Genomic DNA, 15779 nt, shown 5'->3' with positions numbered 1-15779 from the left:
CCCAGGTCGCAAAGGTAATTTGCCTGCTGACACAACTACTTTCGTCGGCCGGAGGCACGACGTCACCGAGGTGCGGAGACTGCTGGCCGAGTCCCGCCTGGTCACCCTGACGGGTGTCGGTGGCGTCGGCAAGACGCGGCTGGCGTTGCGTGCTGCCTCCGAGACGAGCAGGGCGTTCCGCGACGGGGTCTGGTTCGTCGAACTGGGCGGCGTCACCGACCCGGAACTGGTCGTGCACACGGTCCTCGAGCAGTTGGGCGTCCACGACGACACCGTCCGCATGCACCGCACCGTCCTGGTGGAACACCTGCGCGACCGGCAGCTGCTGATCGTCCTCGACAACTGCGAGCACGTCGTGGAGGAGACCGCCGACCTGGTGGGCGCGTTGCTGCGCGGGGTCCCCGGCCTGCGCGTCCTCGTCACCAGCCGCGAACGCCTGGGCGTCGACGGCGAACACCTCTGGCAGGTCACGCCCCTGCCGCAGGACCCGGCGCTCGCGCTGTTCGCCGAACGCGCCGCCGCCGTCGAACCCGGCTTCGTGCTCGACCCGCGCAACCACGCGAAGGTCAGCCAGATCGTCACGCTGCTCGGCGGAATTCCACTGGCCATCGAACTGGCCGCGGTGCGCATGCGCGTGCTCAGCCTCGACCACTTGTCGTCCAGATTGGACAACACCTTCCGGGTGCTGGCAGAGGGAAAGCGCGGCGGCGACCCGCGTCACCAGACCCTGCACGCCGCCGTGGACTGGAGCTTCCACCTCTGCACGCGGTCCGAGCAGATCCTGTGGGCACGGGCGTCGGTGTTCGCGGGCACGTTCGACCTGGAGGCGGCGGAACGGGTCTGCTCCGGCGACGGTGTCCTGCCCGACGAGGTCATGCACTCGCTGATGGGCCTGGTCGACAAGTCCGTCGTGGTGTCCGAGCAACACCCGTCCGGCACCCGGTTCCGGCTGCTGGAGCCGTTGCGGCAGTACGGCCTCGGGAACCTGCGCGCGGCCGGCCGCGAACAGGTGATGCGCGAACGGCACCGCGACCACTTCATCGAGTGGGCCGAGCGCCGCGAGAAGGAGTGGTTCGGCCCCGCCCAGCCGCAGATCTTCAGCCTCACCCGCCTGGAGCACGCGAACCTGCGGTCCGCGCTGGACTTCTGCTTCGACCACGACGGCGACCACTGCGTGCACCTGGCCAGCACGCTGTGGTTCTACTGGGCGGGCTGCGGCATGCTCGGCGAGGGCCGGCACTGGCTCGACCGCGCCGTGGCGAGCGCGAAACCAGGCCCGGCGCGAGCCAAGGCGTTGTGGGTCAACGGGTACGTCTCGACGCTGCAGGGAGACCTGCCCGCGTCGATCCGGATGCTGGACGAGTGTCTCGCCTACGCGGTCGAGTCCGGCGACGGGGCCGCGCTCGCCTACGCCACCCACCGCATCGCCTGCACGCACCTGATCGGTGACGACCTCGACCTCGCGGACAGCGGGTTCGCGGAGGCCATGCGCCTGTACCGCGGCCAGGGCACGGTCAACAGCCACACCATGCTCGCCGGCATCGAACTGGCGATCTCGGCGACGTTCCGGCGCGACTTCGCCGCCGCCGAACGACTCTGCGTCGAGGCCAAGGCAGTCGGTGAGCAGCACGGCGAACTGTGGGCGCAGGCGTACGCGATCTGGGTGCTGGCCCTGTGCGCGTGGGTCAGCGGCGACTTCGCGCACGCCGACCGGCTCGGCCGCGAGTGCCTGCGGATCAAGCGCTCGTTCCACGACCTGCTCGGCATCGTGCTCGCGCTCGAGGTGCTCGCCTGGATCTCCGCCTCGCAGGGGAACGCGGAGCGCGCGGCCACGCTGCTGGGCGCCACCACCGAGATCTGGCAGTCGGTCGGCTACCCGATGTTCGGGTCGCGCTACTTCGGCGCCCCGCACGGCGAGTGCGAGTCGGCGACCATGTCCGCGCTGGGTGAGCAGGAGTTCCGGGCGGTGTTCCGCAAGGGCATGGACCTGGAGTTGGAGGACGCCATCGCGTTCGCCATCGGGGAGGAGGCGGCTCGGGAGGAGGCGCCGGTGGTGACCCTCACGCCGTTGACGCGGCGCGAGCAGCAGGTCGCCGACCTGATCGCCGGGGGGATGTCGAACAAGGAGATCGCGGCCCGGCTGGTCATCGCCCGGCGGACGGCGGAGGGGCACGTGGAGCGGATCCTGCAGAAGCTCGGGTTCACTTCGCGGGCGCAGGTCGCCACCTGGGTGACGAGACGTCGCAACTGAACGGCGGGGCTCGCGGACGCTCCCGGTACGGTGCACGTCACCTGAGCCGAGGGAGACAGGGTGGGCCGCACGCCTTTGGACGCGCCCCAGCGTCAGCAGGAGGTCTTCGCCGCTGTGCTCGGAGTGCTGGCCGAGGTCGGGTACGCGCGGTTCAACATGGACCTCGTCGCCGGCCGGGCGCGCGCCAGCAAGGCGAGCCTCTACCAGCGCTGGCCGTCCAAGGCGCGGTTGATCACGGACGCCCTGAAGGCGAACCTGCCGCAACTGTCGCAGCCGGACGAGGGCACGTTCGCCGAGGACGTCCGCCAGATCCTGCTGGCGTGGGGCGAGCCGATGCCGTTCGACACGGCCGGGATCTTCCTCGGGCTGCTCGAAGGCAGTCGCCAGGACGCCGATCTCGCGTGCCTGCGCGAGGAGCACGTCGACCGCGCCTACACCGAGCACCTGAGGGTCGCCGTGGAACGGGCGAAGGCGCGCGGTGAGTTGCCGGAGCGCCTCGACTCCGATGTCCTCATCACCGCGCTGATCTCGACTTTCGTTCTGCGCTCGGAAGAGCAGGGTGTCATCGAGAGCATCGTCGACGGCCTGTTGAGACCGTTGATCGGTGCTTTTCGGGCCAAATAACTCGTCAGGCCGTAGTCGTTGCGCTACGTTCGGTCATGGAGTCAACAGAACAGTTCTGTTCTATTGAGGGGGAATCCCGTGACTGAAGCTGCTGTCTGCCCGGTCCCGCACGAGAACCGCACGCACCCGCTGGGGGCGCCCGCCGGCTTCGAGGAGGCCATCAGCGCGGGCCCGGTGAGGATGCTCTGGCCCAACGGGGTCGAGGCCTGGGTCGTCAGCAGCTACGCCGGGGTGCGGCAGGTGCTCTCCGACCCGCGGTTCAGCGCGAACAAGGACGGCCAGCCCGAGATGCGCACCGAGGGCGAGCAGGTCCTCGGCCTGCCCGAGCCCGGCAACATGAACGTGATGGACGGCGCCGAGCACCTGCGCCTGCGCCGGCCGCTCGCGCGGGCGTTCATGGTCAAGCGCCTCAACGAGATGCGCCCGCGCATCCAGGAGATCGTCGACGAGCACCTCGACGCGATGGAACGTGCCGGAGCGCCCGCCGACCTGGTGTCCTCGGTCTGCCTGCCGGTGCCGTCGCTGGTGATCGCCGAACTGCTCGGCGTGCCGCCGGAGCACCAGGAACTGTTCCAGGCCACGGCCAGGGAGATGTTCGGCAAGAACGGCTCGCGCGCCGAGTACGAGGCGAAGGCCGCCGAACTGGGCGGCGTGCTCATGAAGGTCGTGGAGGAGAAGAAGGCGTCGGGCACCACCGACGACCTGATCGGCCTCATGGTCAACGACACCGACTTCGACATGGACGAGCTGCTGTTCCTCGCCATCGGGCTGCTCGCGGCGGGCCACGAGACGACGTCGAACTTCTTCGGCCTGTTCACCCTCACGCTCTTCGAGAACCCGGACCAGCTGGCGATCCTGAAGCGCGACCCGAGCCGTGCGGACGTCATCGTCGAGGAGCTGATGCGGTACACGGTCGGCAAGCTCGGCGGCGCGGGACTCGCGCGCAGGGCCACCGAGGACGTCGAGGTCGACGGCGTCACGATCCGGGCGGGCGACTGGGTCGCGGTGACGTTCCACGCCAACCTCGACGAGGAGCTGTGCCCGCACGCCGGTGAGCTCGACCTGGAGCGCAGGGCCGTGTCGCACCTCGGTTTCGGGTTCGGCCCGCACCAGTGCCTCGGCGCGAACCTGGCCCGTGCGGAGCTGCAGATCCTGCTCCGCACGCTGTTCACGCGGTTCCCGGACGTGCGCCCGGCGGTTCCCCTGGCCGAGATGGACTTCCGCGAGGACATGATCACGTACGGCGCGGCGACGATCCCGGTGGTGTGGTGACATGACGGTCCGGATAGACCAGGCGAAGTGCATCGGTTCGGGCCAGTGCGTGCTCGCCGCTCCGGACGTGTTCGACCAGTCGGACGACGACGGGCTCGGCCTGGTGCTGGTCGCCGAACCCTCCGCCGACCTGCTGCCGGGCGTTCGTGACGCAGTGGACAGGTGTCCCGCTCAGGTGGTCACCCTGGAAGAGTGAACTCGTGGGCCGAACCGGTGAGGAGTCGTCACGGGAAATGGATTCAGTTCCCGTGCGCTGACACCTCGTTGGCCCCTTTCCGATCACCACGAACGTCCGAAATCGTAGGCGCGACCACCACGGCGTTGTGGCGGTCGCGTCGACGTGTCCCGGGAGAGTCCAAAGACCCTTCCCGACCAGGCCCTACAGCGGGATGGTGTCGGCGCGCGGTGAGTACCGGCGGTGTGTAACGGGTATTCGTACAACGAGTGCGCGGCGCACGTCAGGAGGGCCAACCATGTTCAACGGCGATGCATTTCCAGATCGCGTGGACAAGACCGACGTGCGGCATGTCGAAACTCTGACGAGTGCGTTGCGGGCGCTCGACCACGAATACGGCGGTGGTGCGTGCCGGGACGCTTGCGTCGCCCTGTTGAACTGGGCCAACCCGTTGCTCGACACCGGCTCGTCCGGCCCGGTGGTGCACCGGCTCCAGGTGGCCATCGCGGACCTGCACAACCTGGCTGGCTGGGCGTCGTTCGACATGGGCCTGCTCGAGTCGGCGCACCTGCATTTCGGCCGTGCGATGAGCCTTGCGCGTGCGTCGGGCAACTGCGCGCTGGAAGCGAACATCCACTACCGCATGGGCCGCGTGCACCTGCACTACGAACTGGCCGAGGACGCTTTGTCGTCGTTCCAACGGGGTCTGCCCATCGCGCAGGCCAGCGGGTCCACACTGGCCGTGTCGATCCTGCACGCCAACGAGGCGTGGGCGTTCGCGAAGATGGGTGCGGAAAGGCAGGCGCTGCGCCAGTTCGCGCGCGCCGAGGACGAGTTCGAACGGTCGGTGGCCGAGGACGCACCGCCGTGGGCGCGCTTCTTCGACCTGGCCGACCTGGTGTCCATTGGCGGCATGGTGCACACCGAACTCGCGCGCACGTGCGACGTGAAGTACGCGCGGTCGGCGATCCAGCTGCTCACCAGGGCGATCTCCTCCGGCGGTGAGAACGCGTCGCGCAGCCAGTCGTTCCGGCTGGCCGCGCTCGCCGTGAACCACCTGGTGCAGAACGACGCCGAACAGGCGAGAGACGTCGGAGAACAGGCGATCGCGCTGTCCGGTCCCATCCGCTCGGCCCGCACGCGCGATCGCATGCGGCCGTTGAAGCAGGAGGCGGAACGGTTGCGGGGCAACGAGGCGGCGGACGACCTGGTGTCACGGCTGGGGAAGTTCATGACGTCGTCGCGGGGCGCGGCCTGATCGGAGGCGCCGCCGGGACCCGAGGAGAGGTTTGGGCTTTCGGGTCCCGGCGACACCGTCTGAAGAGGAGCGGCGCCGCCTGGGGGGCCAAGACGCCGCTCCAGCCTGTGGGTCAGCGGTCGAATCCGGAGAGCGACGCCTCGGCGGTCGCGAAGGTTGTCGTCCTCATGGGCGAGAAGCATCACGCGGCCCGCTGACATTTCGCTGACACCTCGGGTTACCGGCTGGTTAGGATCGGGCCCATGCAACGGCGGTGGGGGTTCAGGGTTCTCGGATCGTTGCAGGTCATCGACTCTGGCCGCGCGGTGGAGCTGCGCTCGGCCAAGCAGCGTGTCCTGCTCGCCGCGTTGCTGATGAAGGCGAACGCGCCAGTCTCCTCGTACGAGCTGATGGAACATCTCTGGGGCGAAGAGCCGTCAGGTGCGGCGCGCGCGACCCTGCAGACGTACGTCATGCGGTTGAGACAGTCGCTGGACGACCTGGCCGACCGCAAGCTGGTCCGCACGTGGCCCACCGGCTACTCGATCCACCTGGAAGACGACCAGCTCGACCTGCTGACGTTCCAGCGGCTGCGCGCCGAGGCCCGCCGCGCGCCCGACCTGGAGACCGAGGCCCGCCTGCTCGGTGAGGCCGCCGCGTTGTGGCGCGGCCCGGCGCTCGACCAGGTGTCGTCGCTGCGGATGGAACAGACCGACGTGCAGCGCCTGAACGAACAGCGCTGGGAGGTCCTGGAACGCCGCAACGACGCCGAACTGCAGCTGGGCCGGCACGACCAGGTCGTCGACGAGCTGCGCTCGCTCGTCGCGGAACACCCGCTGCGCGAACGCTTCTGGTTCCAGCTGATGCTCGCCCTGCACCGCACCGGCCAGCAGGCGCAGGCCCTCGACGTCTACCGGCGGGCCAGCGAGGTGCTCGCCGACGAGCTCGGCATCGACCCGAACGCCGAGCTCCGCGCACTGCACATGGAGGTGCTGGCGGGCTCGTCCGCGCCGGTCGCCGTCCAGTCCGGACCTTCCTGGCTGCCGCCCGCCGTCGGCGACTTCTCCGGGCGCTCCGCCGAGGTGACGCGGTTGACGGCCGGGCTGCGCGCCGGCGGGACGTGGACGATCACCGGACCCGGTGGCGTCGGCAAGACCTCGCTGGCCGTGCACTGTGCCCACGTCGTGCGCGACGGGTTCCCGGACGGCCAGCTGTACCTGAACCTGCGCGGCGGTGAGCAGAAGCCCGTCGAGCCCGCCGCGGCCCTGGACCGCCTGTTGCGCGGCCTGGGAGTCTCGGGTGGCGCGATCCCGTCCTCTGTGGAGGATCGGGTCGACCTGTACCGGGACCTGTTGTCGGACCGGCGGATCCTCGTGGTGCTGGACAACGCCGTCAACGAGGCGCAGGTCCGGCCGTTGCTGCCGGGCACCACGTCCGGTGCCGCGCTGGTGACCTCCCGGGCCGCGCTGGCCGGTCTCGAGGCCGCGCACGTCGTGCCGTTGGACGTGCTGCCCTCCGCCGACGCGCTGGCGTTGCTGCGGGCCGCCGTCGGCGAGGCCCGGTGTGCCGCCGAACCCGCTGCGGCACAGGAGATCGTGACGTACTGCGGCAGTCTGCCGCTGGCGTTGCGGGTGGCGGCGGCCCGGCTGGTGGCGCGCCCGCACTGGCAGCTCGCGAAGCTCGCCGGCCGGCTGTCCGACGAACGCCGCCGGTTCGACGAGCTCTCGCTGGGCGATCTCGACGTGCGCGCTTCCCTGGCGCTGTCCTACGACGGGCTGGACGCGTCGCACCGGACCGCGTTCCGCTTGCTGTCGCTGGTCGACACGCCGGACTTCCCGGCCTGGGTGGCGTCTCCGTTGCTGGGACTGGACCTCGACGACGCGGAGGACAACGTCGAGGCACTGGTCGACGCACGGCTCGTCGACTACGCGGGACGCGACGGCCTGGGACAGGTGCGATACCGGCTGCACGACCTGCTGCGCGCCTTCGGCCGGGAGGCGGCCACCGAGGAGCCGGCCGTCGCACTGCGGCCGTTGTTCGAGCAGTGGCTCGACCTCGCGACGCGGGCCGACGTGGAGCTGCCGCACCAAGGCATCCGGCCGGAACCCCTTGCGCTGGAACGGTTCGACCTCGGCGACGCGGCCGACTGGTTCGACGCCGAGTGGCTGAACGTCCACGCCGTGATCACGCAGGCCGCCGCCCTGGGCCTGGGCGCGCTGGCCGCCGAGCTGGCGATCAGGTCGGCGGCGTTCTGCGACCTGCGGGCGCGGTTCGACGACTGGGAGCAGATCAACGCGCTGGGACTCTCCTGCGCACCCGCCGCACGCCGGCCGATGTTGTTCCAGCAGCGCGGGATCCTGCGGGTCCGGCTGCACGACTACAACGCCGCGTCCGCCGACTTCCAGGCCGCGCAGGAGGGTTTCGCCGCCGCCGGCGACACGTGGGGCGAGGCCTACGCCTGGTACGGCATGGGGTGGATGCACGAGTGGAGCGGTCGATCCGCGGAGGCCCGTGAGGCCCATCGTGAGGCCATGACCCGATTCGTGGCCTCCAGCAATCCACACGGCGAGATCGAGGTGCTGTGTTCCCTCGGCGCGATCGAACGCCGAGCAGGCGGACTGACGGCCGCTCAGGACTACCTGGAACGGGCCCGGCGGCTGGCCGCGCGGATGGGGGACGAGCAGAGCGAGTTGATGGCGGCACTGGAACTGGGGCGGCTGCACCAGTTCACGGGACAGCTGGACGACTCCGCCGCGTTCCTGCGGTCCTCGCTGGCCGCGGCGCAGAAGCTCGGGGACCCGGACCTGGCCGCCAACATCCGGCTGTTCCTGGCGGACACGCTGGTCCGGTCCGGGCAGGACCCGCTGGCCGAGGAGCAGTTGCGGCAGGCCTGGGAGTTCTTCGAGGAGCACGACGACCGGCAGGGCCGGATCTGGGTGTGGCGCCTGAGGTCCGGGATGGCCGAGTCCGCCGAGTCCGCACTGGAGTTGGCCTCGATGGCCATGGAGCAGGCCCGGAAGATGGGGTCGCCGCCGGAGTTCGGGCGGTCGTTGCGGGTGCTGGGCAATGCGCTGGAGCGGTCCGGGCGGCCCGAGGAGGCGCGGGAGCACTGGCGGCTGGCCGAGGAGACGCTGACGGCGGCGGGGTTCCAGGCCGAGGTCGACGAACTGCGACTGGCCACTAGCCCTGGTTCTGGCTGAGCACCGTGTCGACGGTGACGCCGGACGCCACGATCATGCTGCGCAACGGGTCCGGCACCTGGTGGTGGAACTGCACCACGTAGTTGTCCGCGGTCGAGAACATCGCCTTCGCCATGCCCTGCCACGTCTTGGTGATGCGCCCGACCTCGGTGCCGGTGTGGTCCTGCAACGAGAAGTTCCACGCGCGCCAGTTCTCCGCGTAGATGCCGCCGACCTGCATCCCGTTGCACACGTAGGCGAAGCGGACCTTGCCGAAGACGTTCTCCTGCACGATCTCGCCGATCGGCACGCCGTCGCCGCGCTCGACCAGGACCTTCGACTTCCACATCGTCGCGGGACGGGTGACGCGCAGCAGCGGAAGGCCTTGCAAGTCCCGGATCTCGAGGCGGACGTCGAGCATCGAGTCCATCTTGGTGAAGGCGCGCAACGCTTTGGCGGCGCCGGACTGGCCGACCTGTTCCACCGTGCCGATGTGGCGGGCGTGCTGGTCGTAGACGACGTAGGAGTTCGACATCTCGACGAGCTTCGCCTTCTGGTTCACGACCAGGACCGGCTCGGTGAGCAGGGTGCCGCCGCCTCCGGTGACGACGCCCTGGACACCCGCGCGCTGGACCTGGTGCGCCACCCGGTCCTGGCCGGTGCCGCCCATCTGCACCTCGGTGTGGTGGGCGTCGGACCGCTCCTGGCGCGGCTGCACGTGGGGCGTCCACTGGGTGCCGTCCCACCACCGGACGAAACGCGGGTCGGCGTTGTCCGGGTACCAGCCGGGCGCGGTGCTCATGCCGTGAGCGTACGACTTCGCACAGCCGTCGGCGCCAGGCGACGGGGCACTGATGTCGCCTGGCGGTCCGACGTGCGGCGGATCAGCTGACCGTGATCGCACCCGCCGGGCAGAGGCCCGCCGCTTCCTTCGCGGTGGCCTCGTGCTCGGCGTCCGGGTGCTCGACGAGGAGCAGCACCGTGCCGTCCTCCTCGCTCTGGTCGAACAGGTCCGGGTCGGTCAGGACGCACATGCCCGAACCACAGCACTTCGTCTGGTCGACGGAGATCTTCATGCCGACCACGCTACTGGCAGCGAGTGGACCCCGTAGATGCCCATGTCGGTGCGCAGCGGCACCTCCTCGGGATCGATGTCGAGACGCAGGTCCGGGAACTCCTGGAACAGCCTGGAGAAACCGATCCGCATCTCGATGCGCGCGAGCTGCTGACCCAGGCACTGGTGGATGCCGTGCCCGAACGCCACGTGCCCGCTCGCCGGGCGGCGCAGGTCGAGCTCCTCCGGGTTGCCGGGGAACTTCTCCGGGTCGCGGTTCGCGGCGGGCATGTGCATCACGACGGTGTCGCCCGCCTTGATGAGGTGGCCGTCGATCTCCACGTCCTCGACGGCGGTGCGCGTCGGTCCGAAGTGGATGATCGACAGGTACCGCATCAGCTCCTCGACGGCGTTGTCCACGACGTCCGGTTCGTCCTTGAGGATCTGGAGCTGTTCCGGGTGCCGCAGCAGCGTGAACGTGCCCAGGCCCAGCATGTTCGCCGTGGTCTCGTGGCCGGCCAGCAGGAGCAGCAGCGCCATGTTCGACGCTTCCTCGTCGGTCGGCTCACCGGTGGCGAGCAGGTCGCTGATCATGTCGTCGCCCGGGTCCGCCTTCTTGCGGACGATCAGCTCGCGCATGAACACCTGGATGCGCGCCATGGCCTCCATGGCCTCTTTGAACGTCGACTCCAGGCTCAGCAACTTCGTCGTGTCTTCCTGGAACCTGTGCCGCTCGTCGTAGTCGACGCCGAGAATCGCGCAGATCACCAGCGACGGCACCGGAAGCGCGAACTCCTTCACGAGGTCCGCGCGACCGTCGAACGTGCGCAGGTGCTTGAGCTGGTCGTCGACGATCGTGCCGATCCACTCGGACAGCTGGTTCATCCGCCGGACGGTGAACTGGCCCTGCAGCATCCTGCGCAGCCGGGTGTGGTCCGGCGGGTCCTGGTTCAGGAACATGCCCGGCTCGACCTTGCGCTTCTCCGCCGGCGCCTCGCCCTGGAACCTGACGTCCAGCAGGTGGTGCTGGGCGGGGTCGTTGGTGAACTTCGGGCTCCCCAGCACCTCGCGCACCTGGTGATGCCCGGTGACGAGCCAGCCGAGGTGACCGTCGGCGAACTTCAGCCTGCTGATGCGGGCCTGCTCGCGGATCCGGGTGACCTCGACGGGCGGGTCGAACGGGGTCTGGCGCGTCGTGGGCAGTTTGTCGGAGATCAGTTCGGTCATCTCGCACACCTCCCGAGTGCTCGGCAGAAGACCTATTTCGAAGCTACAGAAGTTTCATGACTTCGTGAAGGCAAATTCAGGGTCACGGACCGCCATGAGCCGAAATCCGTCCGCATCTGCCGGTCGTGCGTCGCGACGGCCACGGCGGCGCTGGTCTGGTGAAGGGCCTCCGTCAGCTCGTCGACCAGGGTGATCGACAGGTGGTTGGTCGGTTCGTCGAGGAGCAGGACGTGCGGTGAGCCGCTCAGCAGGATCGCCAGCTCCAGGCGCCTGCGTTGCCCAGTGGACAGGCGGCCGACCGGGCGCACCAGGTCTTTCCCTCTGAGCAGACCGATGTCCTCCACGCGCGAACACAGCTGGACCGCCGTCGCGTCCTCGTCCTCGAACGCCGACTCCTGGGCCAGCAGCGCGACCCGGCCGACGTGGTGCACCGTGCCGCGGGCAGGCTCGACGCGACCGGCGAGCACGCCCAGCAACGTCGACTTGCCCGCCCCGTTCGGGCCGGTGATCAGCAGCTTCTCGCCCGCGCTGAGCGAGATCGGCTCGGTGAGGCGCAGCCTCCCTGGCACTTCGAGCGGGGTGGCGTGCAGCAGGTCGCCACTCGCCTCCAGCTCCGGCGGCGTGAAGCGCAACGGGGGCGGGGGAGCGCCGACGCGCTGATCGCCCAGCTCTTCGAGCCTGCGGGCGACGGTGCGCATCTTGTTCGCCGCACGCGTCGTGCGCTGGTGCTTGCCCGTGCCCTTCGGAGGGCGCCAGCCGTCCTTCAGACGGGCCTGGGCGCGGTCGACCTTCTCGGCCAGCTCGTCGTGCTCGGCCCCCTCCTGGGCGAACCGCTGCTCCCACCGCTGACGTTCGACGCGCTTGGCCTCCTTGAACGCCCGGTAGCCGCCTCCGTGCAGGTGCACCTCGCCGTCCGGGGACGGGTCGAGGTCGAGCAGCTGGGTGCAGACCTCGTCCAGCAACGTGCGGTCGTGGCTCACGAGCACCACGACGCCGTGGTGCTGTTGCAGGCGTTCGGTCAGGAACGCCAGCGCGCCCGCGTCGAGGTGGTTGGTCGGCTCGTCCAGCAGCAGGACGTCGGCGCGTTCGGCGAGCAGGCACGCGAGTCGCACGCGGTAGCGCTGACCCACGCTGAGCCGCTGGAGTTCCACGGACCTGTCGTGGTCGGCGTCGAGGGCCTTGAGCGCGATCTCGGCGCGGCGCTCGGCGTCCCAGGCCTCGATGTTCTCCGCGTGGGACAGGGCCTTCTCGTAACGCTCCTCGTCGAACGGCGTCGCGGCAGCGTCCAGTTCGGACAGCGCCTCTCGGCTCTCGCGCAACGCCTCCGCCAGCAGGTCGCCCACCGTTTCGCCTTCGTGGAACGGCATTTCCTGTTGCACCAGGCTCAACGAGCCGTGCCGGGTGACAGTTCCCTGGTCCGGCACCAGGTCTTCGGCGAGCAGGCGGAGGAGGGTGGTCTTGCCGCGGCCGTTCTCGCCGATGATGCCGAGACGCCGGCCCGCGGAGACCGTCAGCGAGATGCCGTCGACGACGGGCCCGGCCTCATAGCCCTTGGTGAGATCTTGGGTCGTCAAATGAACATGCGAACGCACGGGGATCCTCTTTTGGGTACGCGAAATCAGGACGTGTTGCGCGGGGGCACACGTCCTTGATCAGAGGTAGAAGACCCCGTACCCGAATCCCATGAAACCCACGGTACTTACGGTCGCAACGCCTTTTCGACGGCGTTCTTGAGGTCCAGCACGCTCTCCTCGGTGCCGGGAGCCGGCCCGACCGTGCTGCCGCCGCCGACGAGCCGGTAGAACAGCAGGCCCTCCAGGAACGCCGTGAAGTGCGCCCCCGCCCGTTCGGGATCCTCGTGGCCCAGCATCTTCGCGAGCGCCGTGGCCTGCTCACGCGGGGAGTGGACGAGGATCGACTTCAGCTCGGGGTGGTGCGTGGCCTCGAGCATCGCCGCGTACCTCGCGAGCGTCCTGTTCCGCTCGACCAGCCAGCTGTCGAGCGTCCTCGCGATGCTGCCCGCGACGTCGTGGGGATCGGGCACCACGTCGAGCCGCTCCTGGTCCGCGAGCCGCTCGACGAACCCCTCGATCAACGCCTTGCGCGTGCGGAAGTACGCGCTGGTGGAGCCTTCCGGCAGACCCGCCCGCCGGTCGACCGCGCGGTGGGTGAGCCCTCGCATGCCCTCCTCGGCGACGAGCTGGATCGCGGTGTCGGTGATGAGCTCTCGGCGCACTGTGGTTCCCGTCTCTCTACAGCTGTAGTCTACAGGTGTAGTGTCCTCTACACCTGTAGAGGAGGAAGCGATGAAGGCGATCGTGGTGGGCGGCGGCATCGGCGGGCTGGCGACGGCGGTGTCGTTGCGCCGCGTCGGGTGGGAGGTCGTCGTCCACGAGCGCGCAGCCGCGTTCGGCGAGATCGGCGCCGGTGTCGGCGTGATGCCGAACGCGCTGCGGGCGTTGGAGTGGATGGGCCTCGACGACGAGATCCTGCGGCTGGGCACGCCCCGCGTGTCGGGTGGCGTCCGGTCCGACGACGGGCGCTGGCTCGTGCACGTGCCCGACGTGGGCCAGGAGAAGGTCATCGCGATGCACCGCGCCGACCTGCACGGCGTCCTGCTGCGCGCGTTGCCGCCGGAGATCCTGTTCACCGACGCCGAGGTGACCAGCACCGAAGACCTGGACGCCGACGTCGTGGTGGCGGCGGACGGCATCAACAGCCGGCTCCGCGCGGAAATGCTGCCCGGCGCGCCGGGACCGGAGTACGCGGGGGCGACGGCGTGGCGAGGAGTGGCGCCGGGACCGTACGACCTGCCCATCTCGCAGACGCTCGGTCCTGGCGGGGAGGCGGGCATCCTGCCGCTGGGGGACGGCCGGGTCTGCTGGTACGTCGCGGCCGTCGCGCCCGCCGGCGCCGACCTCGATCCGGTGTCGTTGTTCGCCCGGTGGCACGACCCGCTGCCCGAGTTGCTGGCGTCGACCCCGGACGTGATCCGGCACGACATCTACCAGCTGCCGTTGCTGCCGACGTTCGTCAAGGGACGGGTCGCGTTGCTCGGCGACGCGGCGCACGCGATGACGCCGTACCTCGGGCAGGGCGCGTGCATGGCGTTGGAGGACGCGGTGACTTTGGCTCTGTGCAACGGTGATCTCGCGCGCTACGACGCTTTGCGACGGCCGCGCACGCGGTCCGTCTGGAAGGGATCGCGGATGGCGGGCAGGTTCGGGATCGAGATGCGGTCGCCGATCGCCTTGGCGTTGCGCAACTTCGTGTTCCGCGCGATGCCACCTTCGTTGGCAATTCGAGGGATGACTCAGTTCTCCGCGTGGGAGATGCCGACCGAAGTTCACTCGAACGGGTCGAATCCAGCGGTGAACTGAATCACCGGTCAATGTTTGGTCTCGGCCAGATAACAGTCGAAAACCACTCTTTGTCCCACTGTTTGTCACCCGGTTGCTGTATCAAGTAATCGCTGTGCGTATCGGACGTGCGTCAGTGATCCAGATGGCGTAACGCGACAGGCGGTTTCCGCTCCACGAAAGCGCAACTACGGTCGCTCGCCATGACCCCCGTCCCGACTGATGTGTTGCCCCGTTCCCTCACGGCGCTTCCCCCGGCGCAGGTCGAGAACACCGGCGAGATCGACATCGCCGAGGCTGAGGACTTCGTCCGACAGCACCACGCCGAACATCCGGACCTCGGTCCAGTCGAGGCCAGGCTGGCCGAGGTGCACGCGGAGATCGCCGCGACCGGCACCTACCGCCACACGACCGCCGAACTGACCTTCGGCGCACGGGTGGCCTGGCGCAACAGCTCCCGCTGCATCGGCCGTCTCTACTGGCGGAGCTTGAAAGTGCGCGACCAGCGCGAGGTGTCGACGCCCACCGACGTCGCGAAGGAATGCGTCGAACACCTCCGCGTGGCCACGAACAAGGGCAAGATCCGGCCCGTCATCACGGTCTTCGCCCCGGCCGAGCCCGGCACGCACGCGCCGCAGATCGTCAACGAGCAGATCATCCGCTACGCCGCCTACCGCGGTACCGACGGCGGAGTGCTCGGCGACGCGCGGAACCTGGCGCTGACCGAACTCGCGATGAAGCGCGGCTGGAAACCGCCCGCCACGCGCGGCCCGTTCGACGTGCTGCCGCTCATGGTGTCCTGCAAGGGCCACGAGCCCGCACTCGTCGAGATCCCCGCCGACGACGTGCTGGAAGTCCCGCTGTCGCACCCGGACTTCCCGTGGCTGGGAGCGCTCGGCGTCAAATGGCACGCCGTGCCCGCCATCAGCAACATGCGCCTGCGCATCGGCGGCATCGACTACCCGTCGGCGCCGTTCAACGGCTGGTACATGGGCACCGAGATCGGCGCCCGCAACCTCGCCGACCACGACCGCTACGACCTGCTGCCGTACCTCGCCAAGCGAATGAGCCTGGACACGTCGTCGGAGGCGACGTTGTGGCGCGACCGAGCCCTGGTGGAGCTCAATCGCGCCGTCCTGCACTCGTTCGCGGAGGCCGGGGTCACGATCACGGACCACCACACCGAGTCGCAGAGGTTCCTGACACACCTGGAGAAGGAGGAGGCCGCCGGACGCACCTGCCCCGCGGACTGGTCGTGGATCGTGCCACCCGTGTCGGGCGGGATCACGCCGGTGTACCACCGCTACTACGACTCGGAGGAACTGCTGCCGAACTTCTTCCCCGCCGGCAAGCCTTCCGGGTGCCCTGTGCCCCATTGATCTTTGGCGGCACACTGACCGG

The 15779-nt window shown here is 69.4% G+C and carries 13 protein-coding genes; 8 read left to right on the top strand and 5 right to left on the bottom strand.

Translation table 11 applies throughout. From position 1 onward, the window contains the following. Nucleotides 1-70: 70 nt before the first annotated feature. The 6 genes from PV646_RS42250 (at nucleotide 71) to PV646_RS42225 (ending at nucleotide 8759) form a co-directional block, all read left to right on the top strand. The gene (locus PV646_RS42250) at nucleotides 71-2251 is read left to right on the top strand and encodes an ATP-binding protein (RefSeq protein WP_500348518.1); all 2181 of its coding nucleotides are present in this window, start codon (nucleotides 71-73) and stop codon (nucleotides 2249-2251) included. A gap of 60 nt (nucleotides 2252-2311) precedes the next feature. Beyond that, a complete protein-coding gene (locus PV646_RS42245) occupies nucleotides 2312-2875 on the top strand; it encodes a TetR/AcrR family transcriptional regulator (RefSeq protein ID WP_500348516.1) in 564 nt (187 codons plus the stop codon). Nucleotides 2876-2953: 78 nt separating this feature from the next. Beyond that, entirely contained in the window at nucleotides 2954-4147 is a 1194-nt protein-coding gene (locus tag PV646_RS42240) for a cytochrome P450 (RefSeq protein WP_500348515.1), read from the top strand. A 1-nt stretch (nucleotide 4148) separates the two neighbouring features. Next, nucleotides 4149-4343, top strand: a complete 195-nt coding sequence (locus PV646_RS42235; RefSeq protein WP_500348513.1) for a ferredoxin — start codon at nucleotides 4149-4151, stop codon at nucleotides 4341-4343. A 193-nt stretch (nucleotides 4344-4536) separates the two neighbouring features. After that, entirely contained in the window at nucleotides 4537-5580 is a 1044-nt protein-coding gene (locus tag PV646_RS42230) for an NsdA family TPR-like regulatory protein (RefSeq protein ID WP_500348512.1), read from the top strand. 242 nt (nucleotides 5581-5822) lie between these two features. Beyond that, nucleotides 5823-8759, top strand: a complete 2937-nt coding sequence (locus PV646_RS42225; RefSeq protein WP_500348510.1) for an AfsR/SARP family transcriptional regulator — start codon at nucleotides 5823-5825, stop codon at nucleotides 8757-8759. Here PV646_RS42225 and PV646_RS42220 read toward each other — a convergent pair. The 5 genes from PV646_RS42220 to PV646_RS42200 all read right to left on the bottom strand — a co-directional run bounded on the left by PV646_RS42220 (nucleotide 8740) and on the right by PV646_RS42200 (nucleotide 13255). Continuing rightward, complete coding sequence (locus PV646_RS42220) at nucleotides 8740-9540, bottom strand: phospholipid scramblase-related protein (protein WP_500348508.1); 801 nt, start codon at nucleotides 9538-9540, stop codon at nucleotides 8740-8742. The two genes, PV646_RS42225 and PV646_RS42220, sit on opposite strands and share 20 nt — an antisense overlap. A gap of 82 nt (nucleotides 9541-9622) precedes the next feature. Further along, entirely contained in the window at nucleotides 9623-9814 is a 192-nt protein-coding gene (locus PV646_RS42215; protein ID WP_189159952.1) for a ferredoxin, read from the bottom strand. Next, nucleotides 9811-11019, bottom strand: coding sequence for a cytochrome P450 (locus PV646_RS42210; protein ID WP_500348507.1), 1209 nt, complete (start codon nucleotides 11017-11019; stop codon nucleotides 9811-9813). Before PV646_RS42210 ends, PV646_RS42215 begins: the two co-directional genes overlap by 4 nt. A gap of 32 nt (nucleotides 11020-11051) precedes the next feature. Continuing rightward, entirely contained in the window at nucleotides 11052-12593 is a 1542-nt protein-coding gene (locus PV646_RS42205; protein WP_500348505.1) for an ABC-F family ATP-binding cassette domain-containing protein, read from the bottom strand. Between the two features lie 125 nt (nucleotides 12594-12718). Next, nucleotides 12719-13255, bottom strand: a complete 537-nt coding sequence (locus PV646_RS42200; RefSeq protein ID WP_500348503.1) for a TetR/AcrR family transcriptional regulator — start codon at nucleotides 13253-13255, stop codon at nucleotides 12719-12721. Nucleotides 13256-13325: 70 nt separating this feature from the next. Here PV646_RS42200 and PV646_RS42195 point away from each other — a divergent pair, with 70 nt between their 5' ends. Both PV646_RS42195 and PV646_RS42190 read left to right on the top strand, forming a co-directional pair. After that, the gene (locus PV646_RS42195; protein WP_500348502.1) at nucleotides 13326-14399 is read left to right on the top strand and encodes an FAD-dependent monooxygenase; all 1074 of its coding nucleotides are present in this window, start codon (nucleotides 13326-13328) and stop codon (nucleotides 14397-14399) included. Between the two features lie 182 nt (nucleotides 14400-14581). Further along, nucleotides 14582-15757 carry a nitric oxide synthase oxygenase gene (locus tag PV646_RS42190; protein ID WP_500348500.1) on the top strand — a complete coding sequence of 392 codons (1176 nt, stop codon included), beginning with the start codon at nucleotides 14582-14584 and terminating at the stop codon, nucleotides 15755-15757. The last annotated feature ends 22 nt before the right edge of the window (nucleotides 15758-15779 follow it).

It is taken from the genome of Streptomyces sp. ID05-26A, assembly GCF_033794685.1.
Classification (GTDB): Bacteria; Actinomycetota; Actinomycetes; order Mycobacteriales; family Pseudonocardiaceae; genus Lentzea.
The sequence above is the reverse complement of the archived record's forward strand: the minus strand, read 5'-3'. Positions and strand labels throughout refer to the sequence as shown.

Bases quoted from the DNA above. Each gene is read 5' to 3' on its own strand.
- PV646_RS42235 (WP_500348513.1), top strand. From the start codon at position 4,149: ATGACGGTCCGGATAGACCAGGCGAAGTGCATCGGTTCGGGCCAGTGC.
- PV646_RS42230 (WP_500348512.1), top strand. From the start codon at position 4,537: ATGGTGTCGGCGCGCGGTGAGTACCGGCGGTGTGTAACGGGTATTCGT.
- PV646_RS42225 (WP_500348510.1), top strand. From the start codon at position 5,823: ATGCAACGGCGGTGGGGGTTCAGGGTTCTCGGATCGTTGCAGGTCATC.
- PV646_RS42220 (WP_500348508.1), bottom strand. From the start codon at position 9,540: ATGAGCACCGCGCCCGGCTGGTACCCGGACAACGCCGACCCGCGTTTC.
- PV646_RS42215 (WP_189159952.1), bottom strand. From the start codon at position 9,814: ATGAAGATCTCCGTCGACCAGACGAAGTGCTGTGGTTCGGGCATGTGC.
- PV646_RS42210 (WP_500348507.1), bottom strand. From the start codon at position 11,019: ATGACCGAACTGATCTCCGACAAACTGCCCACGACGCGCCAGACCCCG.
- PV646_RS42195 (WP_500348502.1), top strand. From the start codon at position 13,326: ATGAAGGCGATCGTGGTGGGCGGCGGCATCGGCGGGCTGGCGACGGCG.
- PV646_RS42190 (WP_500348500.1), top strand. From the start codon at position 14,582: ATGACCCCCGTCCCGACTGATGTGTTGCCCCGTTCCCTCACGGCGCTT.